The organism is Thiopseudomonas denitrificans (assembly GCF_002866065.1).
Classification (GTDB): domain Bacteria; phylum Pseudomonadota; class Gammaproteobacteria; order Pseudomonadales; family Pseudomonadaceae; genus Thiopseudomonas; species Thiopseudomonas denitrificans.
Map to the genome: position 1 here is coordinate 77,565 of NZ_LNJZ01000003.1, position 14,448 is coordinate 92,012.

At 59.8% G+C, this 14,448-nt stretch carries 17 protein-coding genes; 11 read left to right on the plus strand and 6 right to left on the minus strand.

Going from position 1 to position 14,448, the window contains the following annotated elements:
* Window positions 1-4 precede the first annotated feature (4 nt).
* Both dnaN and dnaA read right to left on the minus strand, forming a co-directional pair.
* Window positions 5-1,111: a DNA polymerase III subunit beta gene (gene dnaN, locus AR306_RS01735; RefSeq protein WP_101495835.1), complete on the minus strand. Its 1,107-nt coding sequence runs from the start codon at window positions 1,109-1,111 to the stop codon at window positions 5-7.
* Between the two features lie 42 nt (window positions 1,112-1,153).
* Window positions 1,154-2,602: a chromosomal replication initiator protein DnaA gene (gene dnaA, locus AR306_RS01740; protein WP_101495836.1), complete on the minus strand. Its 1,449-nt coding sequence runs from the start codon at window positions 2,600-2,602 to the stop codon at window positions 1,154-1,156.
* Between the two features lie 113 nt (window positions 2,603-2,715).
* Between dnaA and AR306_RS01745 the strand changes: the two genes are divergently transcribed.
* Window positions 2,716-3,096: a DUF3301 domain-containing protein gene (locus AR306_RS01745; protein ID WP_101495837.1), complete on the plus strand. Its 381-nt coding sequence runs from the start codon at window positions 2,716-2,718 to the stop codon at window positions 3,094-3,096.
* Here the strand turns inward: AR306_RS01745 and ppx are convergent.
* A complete protein-coding gene (ppx, locus tag AR306_RS01750; RefSeq protein ID WP_101495838.1) occupies window positions 3,071-4,567 on the minus strand; it encodes an exopolyphosphatase in 1,497 nt (498 codons plus the stop codon). The genes AR306_RS01745 and ppx overlap by 26 nt on opposite strands.
* Window positions 4,568-4,761: 194 nt before the next feature.
* Here ppx and trxA point away from each other — a divergent pair, with 194 nt between their 5' ends.
* From trxA to AR306_RS01790, 8 genes are all read left to right on the plus strand, one after another.
* Window positions 4,762-5,088, plus strand: a complete 327-nt coding sequence (gene trxA / locus AR306_RS01755; RefSeq protein ID WP_101495839.1) for a thioredoxin TrxA — start codon at window positions 4,762-4,764, stop codon at window positions 5,086-5,088.
* Between the two features lie 278 nt (window positions 5,089-5,366).
* On the plus strand, window positions 5,367-6,629 hold the full coding sequence (gene rho / locus AR306_RS01760; RefSeq protein WP_101495840.1) for a transcription termination factor Rho: 1,263 nt from the start codon (window positions 5,367-5,369) through the stop codon (window positions 6,627-6,629).
* A gap of 12 nt (window positions 6,630-6,641) precedes the next feature.
* Window positions 6,642-8,108 carry a 4-hydroxy-3-polyprenylbenzoate decarboxylase gene (gene ubiD / locus AR306_RS01765; protein ID WP_101495841.1) on the plus strand — a complete coding sequence of 489 codons (1,467 nt, stop codon included), beginning with the start codon at window positions 6,642-6,644 and terminating at the stop codon, window positions 8,106-8,108.
* Between the two features lie 114 nt (window positions 8,109-8,222).
* On the plus strand, window positions 8,223-10,007 hold the full coding sequence (frdA, locus tag AR306_RS01770; protein WP_101495842.1) for a fumarate reductase (quinol) flavoprotein subunit: 1,785 nt from the start codon (window positions 8,223-8,225) through the stop codon (window positions 10,005-10,007).
* On the plus strand, window positions 10,004-10,744 hold the full coding sequence (locus tag AR306_RS01775; protein WP_101495843.1) for a succinate dehydrogenase/fumarate reductase iron-sulfur subunit: 741 nt from the start codon (window positions 10,004-10,006) through the stop codon (window positions 10,742-10,744). Before frdA ends, AR306_RS01775 begins: the two co-directional genes overlap by 4 nt.
* Entirely contained in the window at window positions 10,744-11,127 is a 384-nt protein-coding gene (locus AR306_RS01780) for a fumarate reductase subunit C (RefSeq protein ID WP_101495844.1), read from the plus strand. Before AR306_RS01775 ends, AR306_RS01780 begins: the two co-directional genes overlap by 1 nt.
* The gene (gene frdD, locus AR306_RS01785; RefSeq protein WP_101495845.1) at window positions 11,124-11,483 is read left to right on the plus strand and encodes a fumarate reductase subunit FrdD; all 360 of its coding nucleotides are present in this window, start codon (window positions 11,124-11,126) and stop codon (window positions 11,481-11,483) included. The genes AR306_RS01780 and frdD overlap by 4 nt, the downstream gene beginning before the upstream one ends.
* Before the next feature lie 145 nt (window positions 11,484-11,628).
* Window positions 11,629-12,354: a CDP-6-deoxy-delta-3,4-glucoseen reductase gene (locus tag AR306_RS01790; protein ID WP_166627867.1), complete on the plus strand. Its 726-nt coding sequence runs from the start codon at window positions 11,629-11,631 to the stop codon at window positions 12,352-12,354.
* 6 nt (window positions 12,355-12,360) lie between these two features.
* Here AR306_RS01790 and AR306_RS01795 read toward each other — a convergent pair whose 3' ends face one another.
* Entirely contained in the window at window positions 12,361-12,882 is a 522-nt protein-coding gene (locus AR306_RS01795) for a methylated-DNA--[protein]-cysteine S-methyltransferase (RefSeq protein ID WP_101495847.1), read from the minus strand.
* Between the two features lie 92 nt (window positions 12,883-12,974).
* On the opposite strand from AR306_RS01795, the gene AR306_RS01800 reads away from it, so the two are divergent.
* Both AR306_RS01800 and AR306_RS01805 read left to right on the plus strand, forming a co-directional pair.
* Complete coding sequence (locus tag AR306_RS01800; RefSeq protein WP_101495848.1) at window positions 12,975-13,148, plus strand: oxidoreductase-like domain-containing protein; 174 nt, start codon at window positions 12,975-12,977, stop codon at window positions 13,146-13,148.
* 1 nt (window position 13,149) lies between these two features.
* Entirely contained in the window at window positions 13,150-13,368 is a 219-nt protein-coding gene (locus AR306_RS01805; RefSeq protein WP_101495849.1) for a TraR/DksA C4-type zinc finger protein, read from the plus strand.
* A gap of 50 nt (window positions 13,369-13,418) precedes the next feature.
* On the opposite strand, the gene AR306_RS01810 is transcribed toward AR306_RS01805, so the two are convergent.
* On the minus strand, window positions 13,419-13,619 hold the full coding sequence (locus AR306_RS01810; RefSeq protein WP_101495850.1) for a DnrP protein: 201 nt from the start codon (window positions 13,617-13,619) through the stop codon (window positions 13,419-13,421).
* Window positions 13,620-13,713: 94 nt separating this feature from the next.
* Window positions 13,714-14,403, minus strand: a complete 690-nt coding sequence (locus tag AR306_RS01815; RefSeq protein WP_101495851.1) for a Crp/Fnr family transcriptional regulator — start codon at window positions 14,401-14,403, stop codon at window positions 13,714-13,716.
* Window positions 14,404-14,448: the final 45 nt, after the last annotated feature.

Consider the following 14,448-nt stretch of genomic DNA (forward strand, 5'->3'; position numbering starts at 1 on the left):
GCAGTTACAGGCGCATCGGCATCACGACATAGGACGAGTCGCTGTTGTCTCCCTCTTGTAGCAGGGCGCTGCTGTTGGCATCGGACAGGGTGATACGTACCTCGGTGGATGTCATGACGCTGAGGACGTCGAGCAGGTAACTGACGTTGAAGCCGATATCCAGCAAGCTGTTGTTGTAGTCAATGCTGACTTCTTCTTCGGCTGCTTCCTGCTCGGGGTTGTTGGCCTGGGCGCGTAGCAGTCCCTGTTCGAATTGCAGGCGAATGCCACGGTACTTCTCGTTGGACAGGATTGAGGCGCGGTTCAGCGCTTCGCGCAGTTGCTGACGCTGGGCAACCACCAGCTTGTCGCCGCCACGCGGCAAAACACGGTCATAGTCGGGGAACTTGCCGTCCACCAGTTTGGAGGTGAAGGTGAAGTCCTTGCCGACGGCGCGGATATAGTTGGCGCCGAGGCTGATGCGGACATTGGCGTTTTCATCGCTCATCAGGCGGGCCAGCTCCAGCACGCCCTTGCGCGGCACGATGACCTGGTGCGGGGCGTTGTCTTCAGCAATGCCGGCTTCGGCATCGCAGAGGGCCAGCCGGTGGCCGTCGGTGGCTACTGCACGCAGGCGGTTCGGCCCGGTTTCCAGCAGCAGGCCGTTGAGGTAGTAGCGGACATCCTGCTGCGCCATGGCAAAGCTGGTGCGCTCGATGATATAGCGCAGGTTGCCCTGTGGCAGCTCGAACGAGAAGGAGTCTTCCTGCTCGGACATCTGCGGGAAATCGGAGGCCGGCAGCGTGGTCAGTGTAAAGCGGCTGCGACCTGATGAAATCAGCATTTTCTGTTCGTCGAGACGGAAGTTGATCAGTGCCTCGGCTGGCAGGTTTTTACAGATGTCCATCAGTTTGCGGGCCGGGATGGTGATTTCACCGTCGTCGGCCGCTTCCGCCAGGGTGACACGGCCAATCAGCTCGACCTCGCTGTCACTGCCGGTCAGGGACAGCTGCTGGTTCTCGATGGCGAACAGCACATTGGACAGCACGGGCATGGTCTGTTTGCGTTCAACGACACCCACTACCAGTTGCAGCGGTTTTAACAGGTCTTCTCGTAGGATTGAAAATTGCATGTTGGGCCTCTTGGCAAAAAGTATCCGGTCCGGCTAGGTTTGTTATGACGTCAGGGTGCGTAGCAGGTTGTTGTAATCTTCGCTGATATCCGCATCTGCTTCACGTAATTCGGCAATTTTACGGCAAGCATGCAGCACCGTGGTGTGATCGCGCCCGCCAAATGCGTCACCAATTTCCGGCAGGCTGTGGTTGGTTACTTCCTTGGACAGGGCCATGGCCACCTGGCGCGGCCGGGCCACCGAACGGGAACGCCTTTTGGAGAGCAGATCGGCGATCTTGATTTTATAGTATTCGGCAACGGTGCGTTGAATGTTGTCGATGCTGACCAGCTTTTCTTGCAGGGCCAGCAGGTCTTTCAGTGATTCGCGGATCAATTCGATGCTGATTGGTTCGTGGGTGAAGTGGGAGTGGGCGATAACCCGCTTCAGTGCTCCCTCCAGATCCCGCACGTTGGAGCGGAAGCGCTGGGCAATGAAGAAGGCGCAGTCGTGTGGCAGTGCCACCCTGCCCTGCTCGGCCTTTTTCATCAGGATGGCGACGCGGGTTTCCAGCTCGGGCGGCTCGACATAGACCGTCAGGCCCCAGCCGAAGCGGGACTTCAGGCGCTCCTCCAGCCCGTCGATTTCCTTGGGGAAACGGTCACTGGTCAGAATGATTTGCTGGTTGCCTTCCAGCAAGGCGTTGAATGTGTGGAAGAATTCTTCCTGGGAGCGCTCCTTGCCGGCAAAAAACTGGATATCGTCAATCAGCAGGGCGTCAACCGAGCGATAGTAGTTCTTGAATTCGTTGATCGCGTTCATCTGCAGGGCCTTGACCATGTCGGCGACAAAGCGTTCGGAGTGCAGGTAGACGACGCGAGCGCCGGGCTTCTTTTGCAGCAGATGATTGCCGACGGCATGCATCAGGTGGGTCTTGCCCAGACCGACGCCACCATACAGAAACAGCGGGTTGTAGCCGTGACTCGGGTTGTCGGCCACCTGCCAGGCGGCGGCACGGGCCAGCTGGTTGGACTTGCCTTCGATGAAGCTGTCGAAGGTGAAGGAGCGGTTCAGGCTGCTGACGTGACGGGTCACCACGGACTTGCCTTCGGCCGGCTCGTTGCTGGTCGCCGGTTTGGCGGCAGGCGCAGCGGCTGCTGGTGGTGCGGCAACCACCGGAGCTGGCGCCGGCTGGCTTGTGGCAGGTGCCGTCACGGGTGCCGGTGGCGCTGCCGGTGCGGGAGCAGGCTGTTGAACCTGTGACTGGCTGCGGCTGCCGATCAGCAGGCTGACATCCGGTACTTCGCCATTGTTGCGCTCGGTCATCAGCTCCAGCAAGCGGGTGAAATACTTGTCATTGACCCAGTCGAGCACAAAACGGTTGGGTGCATAGATCAGCAGGCTGGTACCGGCCGCTTCGACCTGCAACGGGCGTATCCAGGTGTTGAAATGCTGGGCAGGCAGCTCATCACGTAAAAAATCGACGGATTGCAGCCAGAGATTGACAGGCACGGACAACTCCCGAAAGATGGATCAAAAGAACGCTTATTGTAGCCGTGCCGCCAAGAGTTATCCACAGCTGCTTGGGGTTGCCGGTTGCCTCCGGGCCGGGAGTGGTATTGTCAATGGGAATCAACGTGACGCTGGGAGAGGTTGTTGCCGGGCTGTTTTTGCTGGCCCTGCTTGGCTGGTTCTGGCGTGGCCGTGGTGTGCGTGAGCAGGCGTTGCAGCATGCACAGCGACGTTGCCGGGCCGAGGGGCTGCAATTGCTGGATGCCCATGTGGCATTTGCCGGCTGGCGCTGGCTGGCGGATGATCGCGGCCGGAGACGGCTGGTGCGCCGCTATACCTTCGAGTTTAGTGCTACCGGGCTGGAGCGTCGCAGCGGTAGCCTGGCCATGGCCGGTCGTCACCTGTTACAACTTGAGCTGCCGCCCTATCCGGTAACTGGTGAGGTACCGCTTGTCGGGCAGGAGGTGCTCAGACAACCTCCAGCTGGTGATTGACACGCTGCAGCCATTGGGCCTCCTTAGCCAGGTCGGCGGCGGCCAGGGGGTTGTCGTCCAGCCACTGGTCGGGAAACAGGAGGCGCAGCTGGCAACCGGACACCCGTAGCTGCAGATCGGGCATGCAGTGGTGGTTGCGGATGCGGTGCAGCAGTATTGCCAGGCGCAACAGGATGCACAGCCGCAACAGGGCTGTGGCGTCACGGCCGAACTCCTGGAAGCGGTCGGCGGGAATGTTGCGGCGATGACCGCGTACCAGCAAGGCCATCATTTGCTGTTCCTGGCGGGAGAAACCGGCCAGGTCCGAGTGCTCGACCAGATAGGCCCCGTGCTTGTGGAAGTGATAGTGGGCGATGTCCAGGCCGACTTCATGCACCCGTGCCGCCCAGCTGAGCAGCTCGCCGTGCCATTCCTCGTCCAGTTCCCAGTCGGGGGCCACCTGTTCCAGCAGCTCCAGCGCCTTGTGTTCGACGCGCAGGGCGTGGGTGGTGTCGACATGGTAGCGTGCCATGAAGGAGGAAATGGAACGCTCGCGCACATCCTCGTGGTGATGACGGCCGACCAGATCGTACAGCACGCCTTCACGCAGCGCTCCGTCAGCCAGGGAGATCTTTGACAGGTCCAGCGCATCACAGATGGCTTCGACGATGGCCAGTCCGGACGGAAAGATCGAGCGGCGTTCCGGCTTGATGCCGGGAAAGTCGATTTGAGAGGCGTTATCCAGTTTGAGCAGCATCTGCTTCAGGTGGCGGATGCCCTGCCTGCTGATCTCGCCCTGGCCGATACCGGCAGCCTGGCAGGCCTGTGCCACCGAGCGCAGGGTGCCGGATGCGCCAACACTGTCTTGCCAGCCCAGTCGTTGCAGGCTGGATTCGCTTTCCATCATTTCCAGACGTGCTGCGGTGTAAGCCCGGACATAGTTGCCGGTGCTGATCTCTCCGTCCGGAAAGAAGCGCTGACCGTAACTGACACAACCCATCTGCAGGCTGGCACGGTACTGGGGCTCGAACTCCTGGCCGATGATGAATTCGGTACTGCCGCCACCGATATCGACCACCAGCCGGCGGCCGGGGCTGTCCGGCAGGGTCTGGGATACGCCCAGATAGATCAGGCGGGCTTCTTCGGGGCCGGAGATGACATCCACGTCATGACCCAGGATTGCTTCTGCCCGTTCGATGAATTCGCGACGATTGATGGCTACCCGCAGGGTGCTGGTACCGACGATGCGCACGCTGCCCGGTGGCAGGTCGCCAATGCGCTGGGCAAAGCGGCGCAGGCAGTCCAGACCGCGTTGTATGGCGTCTTCCTGCAGGCGCAGGTGCTCATCCAGTCCGGCGGCCAGCTGTATCTTTTCGCCCATGCGGTCAAGGATGCGGATATCCTGTTGATCGGTCTTGGCCAGTACCATATGGAAGCTGTTGGAGCCAAGATCGATGGCGGCTATCAGGGGAAAGTTTTTGTGCTGGGGCATGACCTGATTCCCGGATTGACACAGGCCAATCGTGCCATGAAGCGGCGGCACGGGCCATGACAATCGGCAAGAGAACGAAGCTTCCGGTTAGGCATCTGGCAAGCCAGAAATTCCCTGGTTTGCTTTCACTACCACTAAAGTCGAGCTATGATACACGGCATTGAAATCAATTTGCATTACATGGGGAGTCTTTCATGAGCGAACATATCAGCAATATCACTGACGCAAGTTTTGAGCGTGATGTCCTGCAGGCCGATGCCCCGGTTCTGGTCGATTACTGGGCCGAGTGGTGTGGTCCGTGCAAGATGATTGCTCCGGTGCTGGAAGAAATTGCCCAGGAATACGCCGGCAAGCTCAAGGTGTGCAAGCTGAATATCGACGACAACAAGGAAACCCCGCCCAAGTACGCGGTGCGTGGCATCCCGACCCTGATGCTGTTCAAGAACGGCAATGTCGAAGCCACCAAGGTCGGTGCCCTGTCCAAGAGCCAGCTGGCCGCGTTCATCGACAGCCATATCTGACCGGCACCCGCCAATTACACCGGCCAGGCCACAAGAATGGCTGCCGGTGGCAGTAAAACTGCATAATGTTGTCCGCTCCCGGCCAATTGGCCGGCCGGGACTGGACGCAAGCCACCGCAGGTGGTAGATTCACGACTCGTAACGCGCAAGCCGTTGCACTTTCTGGCCAATACCCCCTTCCCCGTTTTCCGTATTGGACACATCCGAATCGTTTTCCCTGTGGTTTGTCTGCCTGCATGGCCGGCTTCCTTCCTGTTCACTAATTTCCTTCCTTCCTTATGAATCTGACCGAACTCAAACAAAAACCCGTAACTGAATTGCTGGACATGGCTGCTGCCATGGGCCTGGAAAACATGGCCCGCTCGCGCAAGCAGGACATCATTTTTGCCTTGTTGAAGCGCCATGCCAAAAGTGGCGAAGAAATTTCCGGTGATGGCGTGCTGGAAATCCTCCAGGACGGTTTCGGCTTTTTGCGTGCGGCAGGTGCTTCGTACCTGGCCGGCCCGGACGACATCTACGTGTCGCCCAGCCAGATTCGCCGCTTCAACCTGCGCACCGGCGACACCATTGTCGGCAAGATCCGCCCGCCCAAGGAAGGTGAACGTTACTTTGCCCTGCTCAAGGTTGACTCCATCAACTTTGATCGCCCGGAAAATGCCAAGACCAAGATCCTGTTCGAGAACCTGACTCCGCTGTTCCCGACCCAGCGCCTGGTGATGGAAGCGGGCAACGGTTCCACCGAAGACCTGACCGGCCGGGTGATCGACCTGGCTTCGCCGATCGGCAAGGGTCAGCGTGGCCTGATCGTGGCGCCACCGAAGGCGGGCAAGACCCTGATGTTGCAGAACATTGCCGCCAACATTACCCGCAACAATCCCGAATGCCACCTGATTGTGTTGCTGATTGACGAGCGTCCGGAAGAGGTGACCGAAATGCAGCGCACCGTGCGCGGCGAAGTGGTTGCTTCCACCTTTGACGAGCCGCCTGCCCGTCACGTGCAGGTTGCCGAGATGGTGATCGAGAAGGCCAAGCGTCTGGTTGAGCACAAGAAGGATGTGGTCATTCTGCTTGACTCCATCACCCGTCTGGCCCGTGCCTACAACACCGTAATCCCCAGTTCCGGCAAGGTGCTGACCGGTGGTGTTGATGCCCATGCGCTGGAAAAACCCAAGCGTTTCTTTGGTGCGGCACGCAACATCGAGGAAGGTGGTTCGCTGACCATCATCGCCACCGCGCTGGTCGAGACCGGCTCCAAGATGGACGAAGTGATCTACGAAGAATTTAAAGGTACCGGCAACATGGAGCTGATTCTGGATCGCCGCATCGCCGAGAAGCGCGTGTTCCCTGCGATCAACTTCACCAAGTCCGGCACCCGCCGCGAAGAGCTGCTGACCACCGAAGACGAGCTGCAACGCATGTGGATTCTGCGCAAGCTGCTGCACTCCATGGACGAGATTGCCGCCATCGAGTTCCTGCTCGACAAGCTGAAAGACACCAAGACCAACGACGAATTCTTCATGGCCATGCGCCGCAGCAAGTAAGGGTAACCGGGCATGCAGTATGCGGATTTGCGTGAATTCATCCAGGCGCTGGAAGCACGTGGCGAGCTGAAACGTATCGGTCAGGAAATCTCGCCGGTACTGGAAATGACCGAAATCTGCGACCGCACACTGCGCAAGGGCGGCCCTGCCCTGTTGTTCGAAAACCCCAAGGGGTTCGACATGCCGGTACTGGGCAACCTGTTCGGCACGCCGGAGCGGGTGGCGCTGGGCATGGGTGCGGACAGCACCGATCAGCTGCGAGAGATCGGCAAGCTGCTGGCGCAACTGAAAGAGCCCGAGCCGCCCAAAGGCATCAAGGACGCCTGGGACAAACTGCCGATGTTTCGCAAGGTTTTGTCGATGGCACCCCGGGTGCGCAAGACCGGTCCTTGCCAGGAAATCATTCTTGAAGGCGATGAAGTCGACCTGGGCAAGTTGCCGATCCAGACCTGCTGGCCGGGTGACGCCGCACCGCTGATCACCTGGGGTCTGACCATCACCCGTGGCCCGAACAAGCCGCGCCAGAACCTCGGGATCTACCGGCAGCAGGTGATTGCCCGCAACAAGGTGATCATGCGCTGGCTCAGTCACCGTGGCGGTGCGCTGGATTTTCGTGACTGGTGCCTGAAGAACCCCGGCCAGCCCTACCCGGTTGCGGTGGCGCTGGGCGCGGACCCTGCCACCATTCTGGGTGCGGTCACGCCGGTGCCGGACACCCTGTCCGAATATGCCTTTGCCGGCCTGCTGCGCGGCAAGCGCACCGAGCTGGTCAAGGCCATCGGCAGTGACCTGCAAGTACCGGCCCGGGCCGAGATCATTCTGGAAGGTCATATTTATCCGGGTGAAATGGCGGATGAAGGCCCTTACGGCGACCATACCGGCTACTACAACGAAGTGGACAGTTTCCCTGTGTTCACTGTCGAGCGCATCACCATGCGCAAGGACGCCATCTATCACAGCACCTACACTGGCCGTCCACCCGATGAGCCGGCGATCCTCGGTGTGGCACTGAACGAGGTGTTCGTGCCGATCCTGCAGAAGCAGTTTCCCGAGATTGTCGATTTCTACCTGCCGCCGGAAGGCTGCTCCTACCGCATGGCGGTGGTCACCATCAAGAAGCAGTATCCCGGTCATGCCAAGCGGGTGATGCTCGGTGTATGGAGTTACCTGCGCCAGTTCATGTATACCAAGTTCGTGATTGTCACCGATGACGACATCAACGCCCGTGACTGGAACGATGTGATCTGGGCCATTACCACGCGCATGGACCCGTCCCGCGATACGGTGATGATCGACAATACACCCATCGACTATCTTGACTTCGCTTCGCCGGTTTCCGGCCTGGGCAGCAAGATGGGCATGGATGCGACCCACAAGTGGCCGGGCGAAACCGAGCGTGAATGGGGTGTGGTGATCGAGCAGGACCCTGCCGTAAAGCAGCGAATTGATGAGCTATGGCAAGACCTTGGCATTGATTAGGCGCTAGGCTGGTATCAGTCCAGCCAGCAGCGCCCCCTAACGCAGAAATGGCCCTAACAGGGCCGTTTTTGTGACCGGTAGCCGGCTGTAGCCACGCGACTCGAAGGAACTGACATGAAACAAACCGATTTTGATATTCTGGTGGTGGGCGGCGGCGGAGCCGGTCTGCGTGCTGCCATTGCCGCCGCCGAGCAGGCGCAGCAGGACAACAGCCCGCTGCGCATTGGCCTGGTGTCCAAAGTCTACCCGATGCGCTCACACACTGTAGCCGCCGAAGGCGGCGCTGCTGCAGTCACCCAGGAGCACGACAGCTTTCAGGCACATTTTGACGACACCGTGATGGGCAGCGACTGGCTGGCTGAGCAGGGCGTGGTCGATTATTTCGTGCGCCATGCCCACCAGGAACTGGTGCAGATGGAGCACTGGGGCTGCCCCTGGAGCCGCAAGGACGACGGCAGCATTCAGGTACGCCGTTTTGGCGGCATGAAGATCGAGCGCACCTGGTTTGCCGCCGACAAGACCGGCTTTCACATGCTGCACACCCTGTTCCAGACTTCGCTCAAGTACAAAGAGATTGAACGCCTGGACGAGTTCTTCGTACTGGACCTGCTCACCGAGGGCGAGCGTATTGCCGGCGTGTTGGCGCTGGAAGTCGCCACTGGCGAGCTGCACCTGTTGCGGGCCAAGGCGGTGATTCTGGCTACCGGCGGTGCCGGCCGCCTGTTCCGCTTCAACACCAACGGCGGCATTGTTACCGGTGACGGCATGGCTATGGCCTACCGCCATGGCGTGGCGCTGCGCGACATGGAGTTTGTCCAGTACCACCCCACCGGCCTGCCCGGCTCAGGCATCCTGATTACCGAAGCGGCGCGTGGCGAAGGCGGCATCCTGACCAACAAGGATGGCTACCGCTACCTGCAGGACTACGGTCTGGGCCCGGAAACCCCGCTGGGCAAGCCGGAAAACAAATACATGGAGCTGGGCCCAAGGGACAAGCTGTCCCAGGCGTTCTGGCACGAGCAGCAAAAAGGCCGTACCGGCAAGTACGGTGAAAGCGATGTCACCTTCCTCGACCTGCGCCATCTGGGCGAGGCCCACATCAACGAGCGCCTGCCGCTGATCCGCGAGCTGGCCAAAGCTTATGTCAACGTCGATCCGGTCAAGGACCTGATTCCGATCCGCCCGGCGGTGCACTACACCATGGGCGGCATCACCACCGATGCCAACTGTGAAACCAGCATTAAAGGCCTGTATGCCGCCGGCGAATGTGCTTCGGTGGGCCTGCACGGCGCCAACCGTTTGGGTTCCAACTCGCTGACCGAGCTGCTGGTATTTGGCCGGCTGGCCGGCGAACAGGCGGTAGCCCATGCCCGCCGTCACGAGCAGGCGGATTTGGCACCTTTGCAACAGCAGGCCGAGCGCCAGCAACAGCAACTCGATGAGTTGACCAGCCGCGACAGCAGCATCAACTGGGTCGAGATCAAGCGTGCCATGCTGAAAACCATGGAGGACGGCTGCGGCATCTACCGTGAAGAAGCCAGCATGCAGAAAACCCTGGATACCATCCGCGAACTCAAGCAGCAGTACCGCCAGGCCGGCATCAGGGATGCCAGCAAGCAGTACAATACCGAGCTGCTGTACTTCCTGGAGCTGGGCTGCGGGCTGGACGTTGCCGAGGCTACCTGCATGGGTGCGTTGCAGCGTCGCGAGTCCCGTGGTGCCCACCAGCGTCTTGACGAGGGTTGCACCATGCGCAACGACGAACAATTCCTCAAGCACAGTCTGGTGTATTACCAGGGCGGCGCCGATGCCCGTCTTGAGTGGCAGGATGTGGATGTATCCATGTTGCCGCCGGGTGTGCGTGCCTATGGCGAAGCCGGTAAAGGAGACAAGGCATGAAAACCATGGAAGTCCGAATCCAGCGCTATCTGCCGGAACAGCATAGCGAACCGGTGGTGGAAAGCTATCAGGTGCCCTTCGATGACAGCACTTCGGTGCTGGATGCGCTCAACAGCATCAAGGAGGAGCAGGACTCCAGCCTGAGCTACCGCTGGTCCTGCCGCATGGCGATCTGCGGTTCCTGCGGTTTCATGATCAATGGCGAGCCCAAGCTGGGTTGCAAGGTGTTCCTGCGCGACTATGCAGCGGCCGGCACCCTGCTGATCGAGCCGCTGGCGCACTTTCCGGTCGAGCGTGACCTGATTGTCGATCTTGAGCAGTTCATGCAGCATCTGGACGCGATCCAGCCGTATATCATCAAGGAGCAGGCCAATGGCGTGAGCGAGATGACGCCGCACAAGCAGACGCCTGCGCAAATGGACAAGTACCAGCAGTTTTCCGACTGCATCAACTGTGGCCTGTGCTATGCCGCCTGCCCGCAATTCGGCCTCAACCCAGAATTTATCGGCCCCGGCGCACTGGCGCTGGCGCACCGCTACAACCTCGACAGCCGCGACGAAGGCCGTGCCGAGCGCATGCCGCTGATCGGCTCCGAGGAAGGCGCCTGGAGCTGTACCTTTGTCGGTTACTGCTCCGAAGTCTGTCCGCAGTCGGTGGACCCGGCGGCGGCGGTCAACCAGGCCAAGGTGCTGTCGGCCCAGGACATGGTGCTGCAACTGTTCAGGAGGAAAAAATAATGACGTACAAGACTGAACTGGGCCGCACCTGGTGGCTGAAGAATTCAGCCTTCAAGGCCTATATGCTGCGCGAAGCCACGGTGCTGCCGCTGGTGTTTTTCATCCTGTGCATGCTGGCCGGCATCTACTCGCTGACCCGAGGTGAAGCCTCCTGGAACAGCTGGGTGGCAGTGATGGGGAACCCCTTGGTGCTGGCGCTGAATGCGCTGGCGCTGGTGGCCAGCCTGTACCATGCAGCGACCTTCTTTGTGCTGTTTCCACGGGTAATGCCGATCCGTCTGGGCGGCAAAAAAGTGCCGGACAACCTGATTGTGGCCGGCCAGTGGGCCGGTGTCGCCGGTGTGTTCGTGCTGGCAGCCTGGATTTTCTGGGGGGTGTTATGAGCAAGACAGTCAAACGCAGTGACGAACCCATCTGGTGGGGGCTGTTCAGTGGCGGCGGCGTATGCTTTGCCGTGTTCGTGCCGGCGGCGGTGTTTTTTCTGGCGCTGGCCTTGCCGCTGGGCTGGATTGAATTGAGCCATGCACAGGCGGTGAAAGCCTTTGGCAGCATCTTTGCCGTGGTGTTTGTCGGCGCGGTGATCGCCCTGCCCGCTTTTCACGCCGCGCACCGCATCCGCCATGGCCTGTATGACCTGAAATGCCGGTCACGCAGCCTGATCAAGTGGCTGGCTTATGGCCTGGCGTTCGCGGCCAGCGTCTATGCAATGGGCAGCTGGCTGATCAGCTTTCTGCTTTAACATACCGTTGTGCGTCCGGATCGGCTTATAATCGGCTTTTCGAAAAATTGATTTTCGTTATTGCCAGCCTGTTGCCGGAATTGTTCGGCAATCTGCCTGAACCCAGTTGATATAACAGGTCGCCCATGTCGACCAGGTAATGAATGTGGAACAAAACGCAGTAAAAACGCATGAGTGCGCCGTCATCGGCATCAATTGTCTGGGCGCTGAAGTCTATGAGGTTTGCCTGCAGCTGCCGGCTGATATGAAGGTTGAGTATCAGGCGGGCCAGTATCTGTTGCTGGCTGCGCAGACGGGTGAGTTCAGCCCCTACTCGATCGCTTCGGCACCGGCCGAAGGCGACCGGCTGCGCTTGCAAATTCTGGCGACCAATGCGCCACCGATGAAATTGCTGGCCGAGCTGCAGCGGGACAAGGTCGCCCGCGTACAGCTGCCGTTTGGCGATGTTCACGCCGATCTGGCTGATGCACGCCCCCTGCTGCTGATTGCTGCCGGCACCGGCATGTCGCAAATGCACAGCATCATCGAGCAGGCCAGAAAGCTTGGCAGTGCCACGCCGATCCACCTGTACTGGGGCGCGCGCGAGGTACAGGGCTTTTACTGGCTGGCTGCCTGGAGCAAGTGGGAGCAGATGGAAAATGTGTATCTGCACAAGGTGGTCAGCCACGATGACAGCTGGGAAGGACGCAGCGGCCTGTTATATGAGGCGGTGATCAAGGACATGCCTGATCTTGCCGGATACCGGGTAATCACCAGCGGCTCGCCGGCCATGGTCTATGGCACCCTGGATGCACTGGTGGAGCACGGCATGCAGCCTGAGCAGATGCAGGCGGATGTGTTCAGCTATGCGCCCCGGCCGGCGCAGGGCTGATATCCGTCAGGGCCTGGCTTTGGCATATTTCCTTTCCATCTCCAGCAACTTGAGTTTGCGCTCGACGCCCCAGCGATAGCCGGAAATGCCGCCGTCGCTGCGTATCACCCGGTGGCAGGCCACAGCGAGAGCCACCGGGTTGCTGGCGCCGGCACGGGCTACTGCGCGTACTGCTGTGGGCTGGCCGATACGCCGGGCCACTTCGCTGTAGCTCATGGTGCTGCCCAGGGGGATGTGCTGTAACACGTCCCATACCTTCATCTGGAATTCAGTGCCACGCAGGTGCAGCTTCAGCTTGAGTTCGTGGTCGGGCCGGTCGAGAAAGTCGGCAATTTTCTTCAGGGTGGCCAGCGTTTCCGGATTTTCATCTTCCAGCAGCTGTTGTTTCGGAAAGCGCTTTTTCAGGTCGGCACGCAACTCGTCCGTGGTATCGCCGAGCAGGATGGCACAAACACCCTGCTCGTCACGGGCGGCCAGCAGTGCGGCAAACGGGTGACTTTGCACGGCAAAATGAATAGAGTCGGACATGATACAGCCTCCGCAGGTTTCAGCCTGAGCCTACCTTACTGCCGCAGATGGCTGCGGGGCAAATCATCTTTGGATACTGACAGGAGAACAGCATGGCAACCCTGCTGGAAAAACCCGAACCGCCTGGCGAGTTCGACTGTTGTGAAAGTGCATGTGAACCCTGTGTCTGGGATTTCTACTACGAAGAACTGGCTGCCTGGCAAAAACAGCAAGCGGAACTGAAAGCTGCAGCTGATGCCGGGGATGGCGGCGACGGAGGCAGCTGAGATGGCCAAGGGTTGGGGGTCGGAAGATGCGGCAGCCGGACAGATGCAGGATACGCTGGATGATGCGGTCCGGCGTGTCCGCGATCTTTTGCCGTGCGGCGAAAGTGCCCGCGACTGTGATGAGTGCGGCGAACCGATTGCGGAGGGCCGGCGTCAGGCCTTGCCCGGAGTACGCCTGTGCATCGCTTGTCAGCAGGCGCGTGATTCCGGTCAGGCCTGAAGAAACCGTCCTGCCCTGTCCGGGGCCCTTGCCGTTATGGAGCGGGTTGGTCAGCCGATGACGGGCGGCGTGCGTCCGAGCCAGATGATCATGATGCCGCAGAACAGTGAAAACAGGATGACAAACCAGACAAAGCGGCTCAGGCGTTGCTGTTTGCGCTTTTCTTCCTGCTGCGGCAGGGCCATGCCGCAGTGGGTGCAGCTTGTCTGCCCGGGTGGGTTCTGTTCCTGACAAAACAGGCAGGTTGCCATGGTGTGATCCTCTGTCTGGCGAGCCGTCTGGGAGGCCCAAACATAACTGCAAGAGCGGCAAGCCCTGCTTGATGACAATCAAGGCCCGACTTGCTTACTCGTAGTTTTCCAGTCGCTCACGGTCCAGAATGCAGATCAGGCGGCCTTCCACCCGAATGATGCCTTCGTGACTCAGGTGGTGGATGATGCGCGAAAAGGTTTCCGGCTGAATGGACAGCTGGCCGGCAATCAGGCGCTTGGCGATAGGCAACTCGAAACTCGGTGTATCACAGCTGCTGCACGAGCGCAGGGCCTGGGACAGCAGATAGCGGATGACCCGATGCGTGGCATTCTTCAGCGACAGGATCTCGATTTCGTTGATGCGCGTATGTAGCCGGATCGACAAGGCAGCGAGCAGGGCGCTGGCCAGGTCCTGGTTTTCGCGGATCAGGCCCATATAGGTCGAGCTGGACAGCAGCAACAGCTGGGTCGGGGTTACCGCCTGGGCGGTGGCCACGTAGTTTTTGGTATCCATGAACATCATGGCTTCGGCAAAGGTCTTGCGGTCGCCAATGACTTCAAAGACTTTTTCCTGGCCGTCCGGAGTCAGGCGATAGATCTTGATACTGCCGGAAATGACGAAGCCGAAGTACTGGCAGGCATCACCCTGGCGAAAGACATACTCGTCCTTGTCCAGGTTGATCAGCTGGCTTTCTTCCAGCAGCTTGCCCAGCTGGTACTCGGAAAGGGGCTGAAACAGGTGATGTTCACGCAGGATTCTCTGGTGTAGGGGATGTGGTTCCATGAACTGCTCTCGAAGTGGACAGCTACAACAATAAGGCTGACTGTG

Bases quoted from the DNA above. Each gene is read 5' to 3' on its own strand.
- dnaN (WP_101495835.1), bottom strand. From the start codon at position 1,111: ATGCAATTTTCAATCCTACGAGAAGACCTGTTAAAACCGCTGCAACTG.
- AR306_RS01745 (WP_101495837.1), top strand. From the start codon at position 2,716: ATGGGAATCAACGTGACGCTGGGAGAGGTTGTTGCCGGGCTGTTTTTG.
- ppx (WP_101495838.1), bottom strand. From the start codon at position 4,567: ATGCCCCAGCACAAAAACTTTCCCCTGATAGCCGCCATCGATCTTGGC.
- trxA (WP_101495839.1), top strand. From the start codon at position 4,762: ATGAGCGAACATATCAGCAATATCACTGACGCAAGTTTTGAGCGTGAT.
- rho (WP_101495840.1), top strand. From the start codon at position 5,367: ATGAATCTGACCGAACTCAAACAAAAACCCGTAACTGAATTGCTGGAC.
- ubiD (WP_101495841.1), top strand. From the start codon at position 6,642: ATGCAGTATGCGGATTTGCGTGAATTCATCCAGGCGCTGGAAGCACGT.
- frdA (WP_101495842.1), top strand. From the start codon at position 8,223: ATGAAACAAACCGATTTTGATATTCTGGTGGTGGGCGGCGGCGGAGCC.
- AR306_RS01775 (WP_101495843.1), top strand. From the start codon at position 10,004: ATGAAAACCATGGAAGTCCGAATCCAGCGCTATCTGCCGGAACAGCAT.
- AR306_RS01780 (WP_101495844.1), top strand. From the start codon at position 10,744: ATGACGTACAAGACTGAACTGGGCCGCACCTGGTGGCTGAAGAATTCA.
- frdD (WP_101495845.1), top strand. From the start codon at position 11,124: ATGAGCAAGACAGTCAAACGCAGTGACGAACCCATCTGGTGGGGGCTG.
- AR306_RS01795 (WP_101495847.1), bottom strand. From the start codon at position 12,882: ATGTCCGACTCTATTCATTTTGCCGTGCAAAGTCACCCGTTTGCCGCA.
- AR306_RS01800 (WP_101495848.1), top strand. From the start codon at position 12,975: ATGGCAACCCTGCTGGAAAAACCCGAACCGCCTGGCGAGTTCGACTGT.
- AR306_RS01805 (WP_101495849.1), top strand. From the start codon at position 13,150: ATGGCCAAGGGTTGGGGGTCGGAAGATGCGGCAGCCGGACAGATGCAG.
- AR306_RS01810 (WP_101495850.1), bottom strand. From the start codon at position 13,619: ATGGCAACCTGCCTGTTTTGTCAGGAACAGAACCCACCCGGGCAGACA.
- AR306_RS01815 (WP_101495851.1), bottom strand. From the start codon at position 14,403: ATGGAACCACATCCCCTACACCAGAGAATCCTGCGTGAACATCACCTG.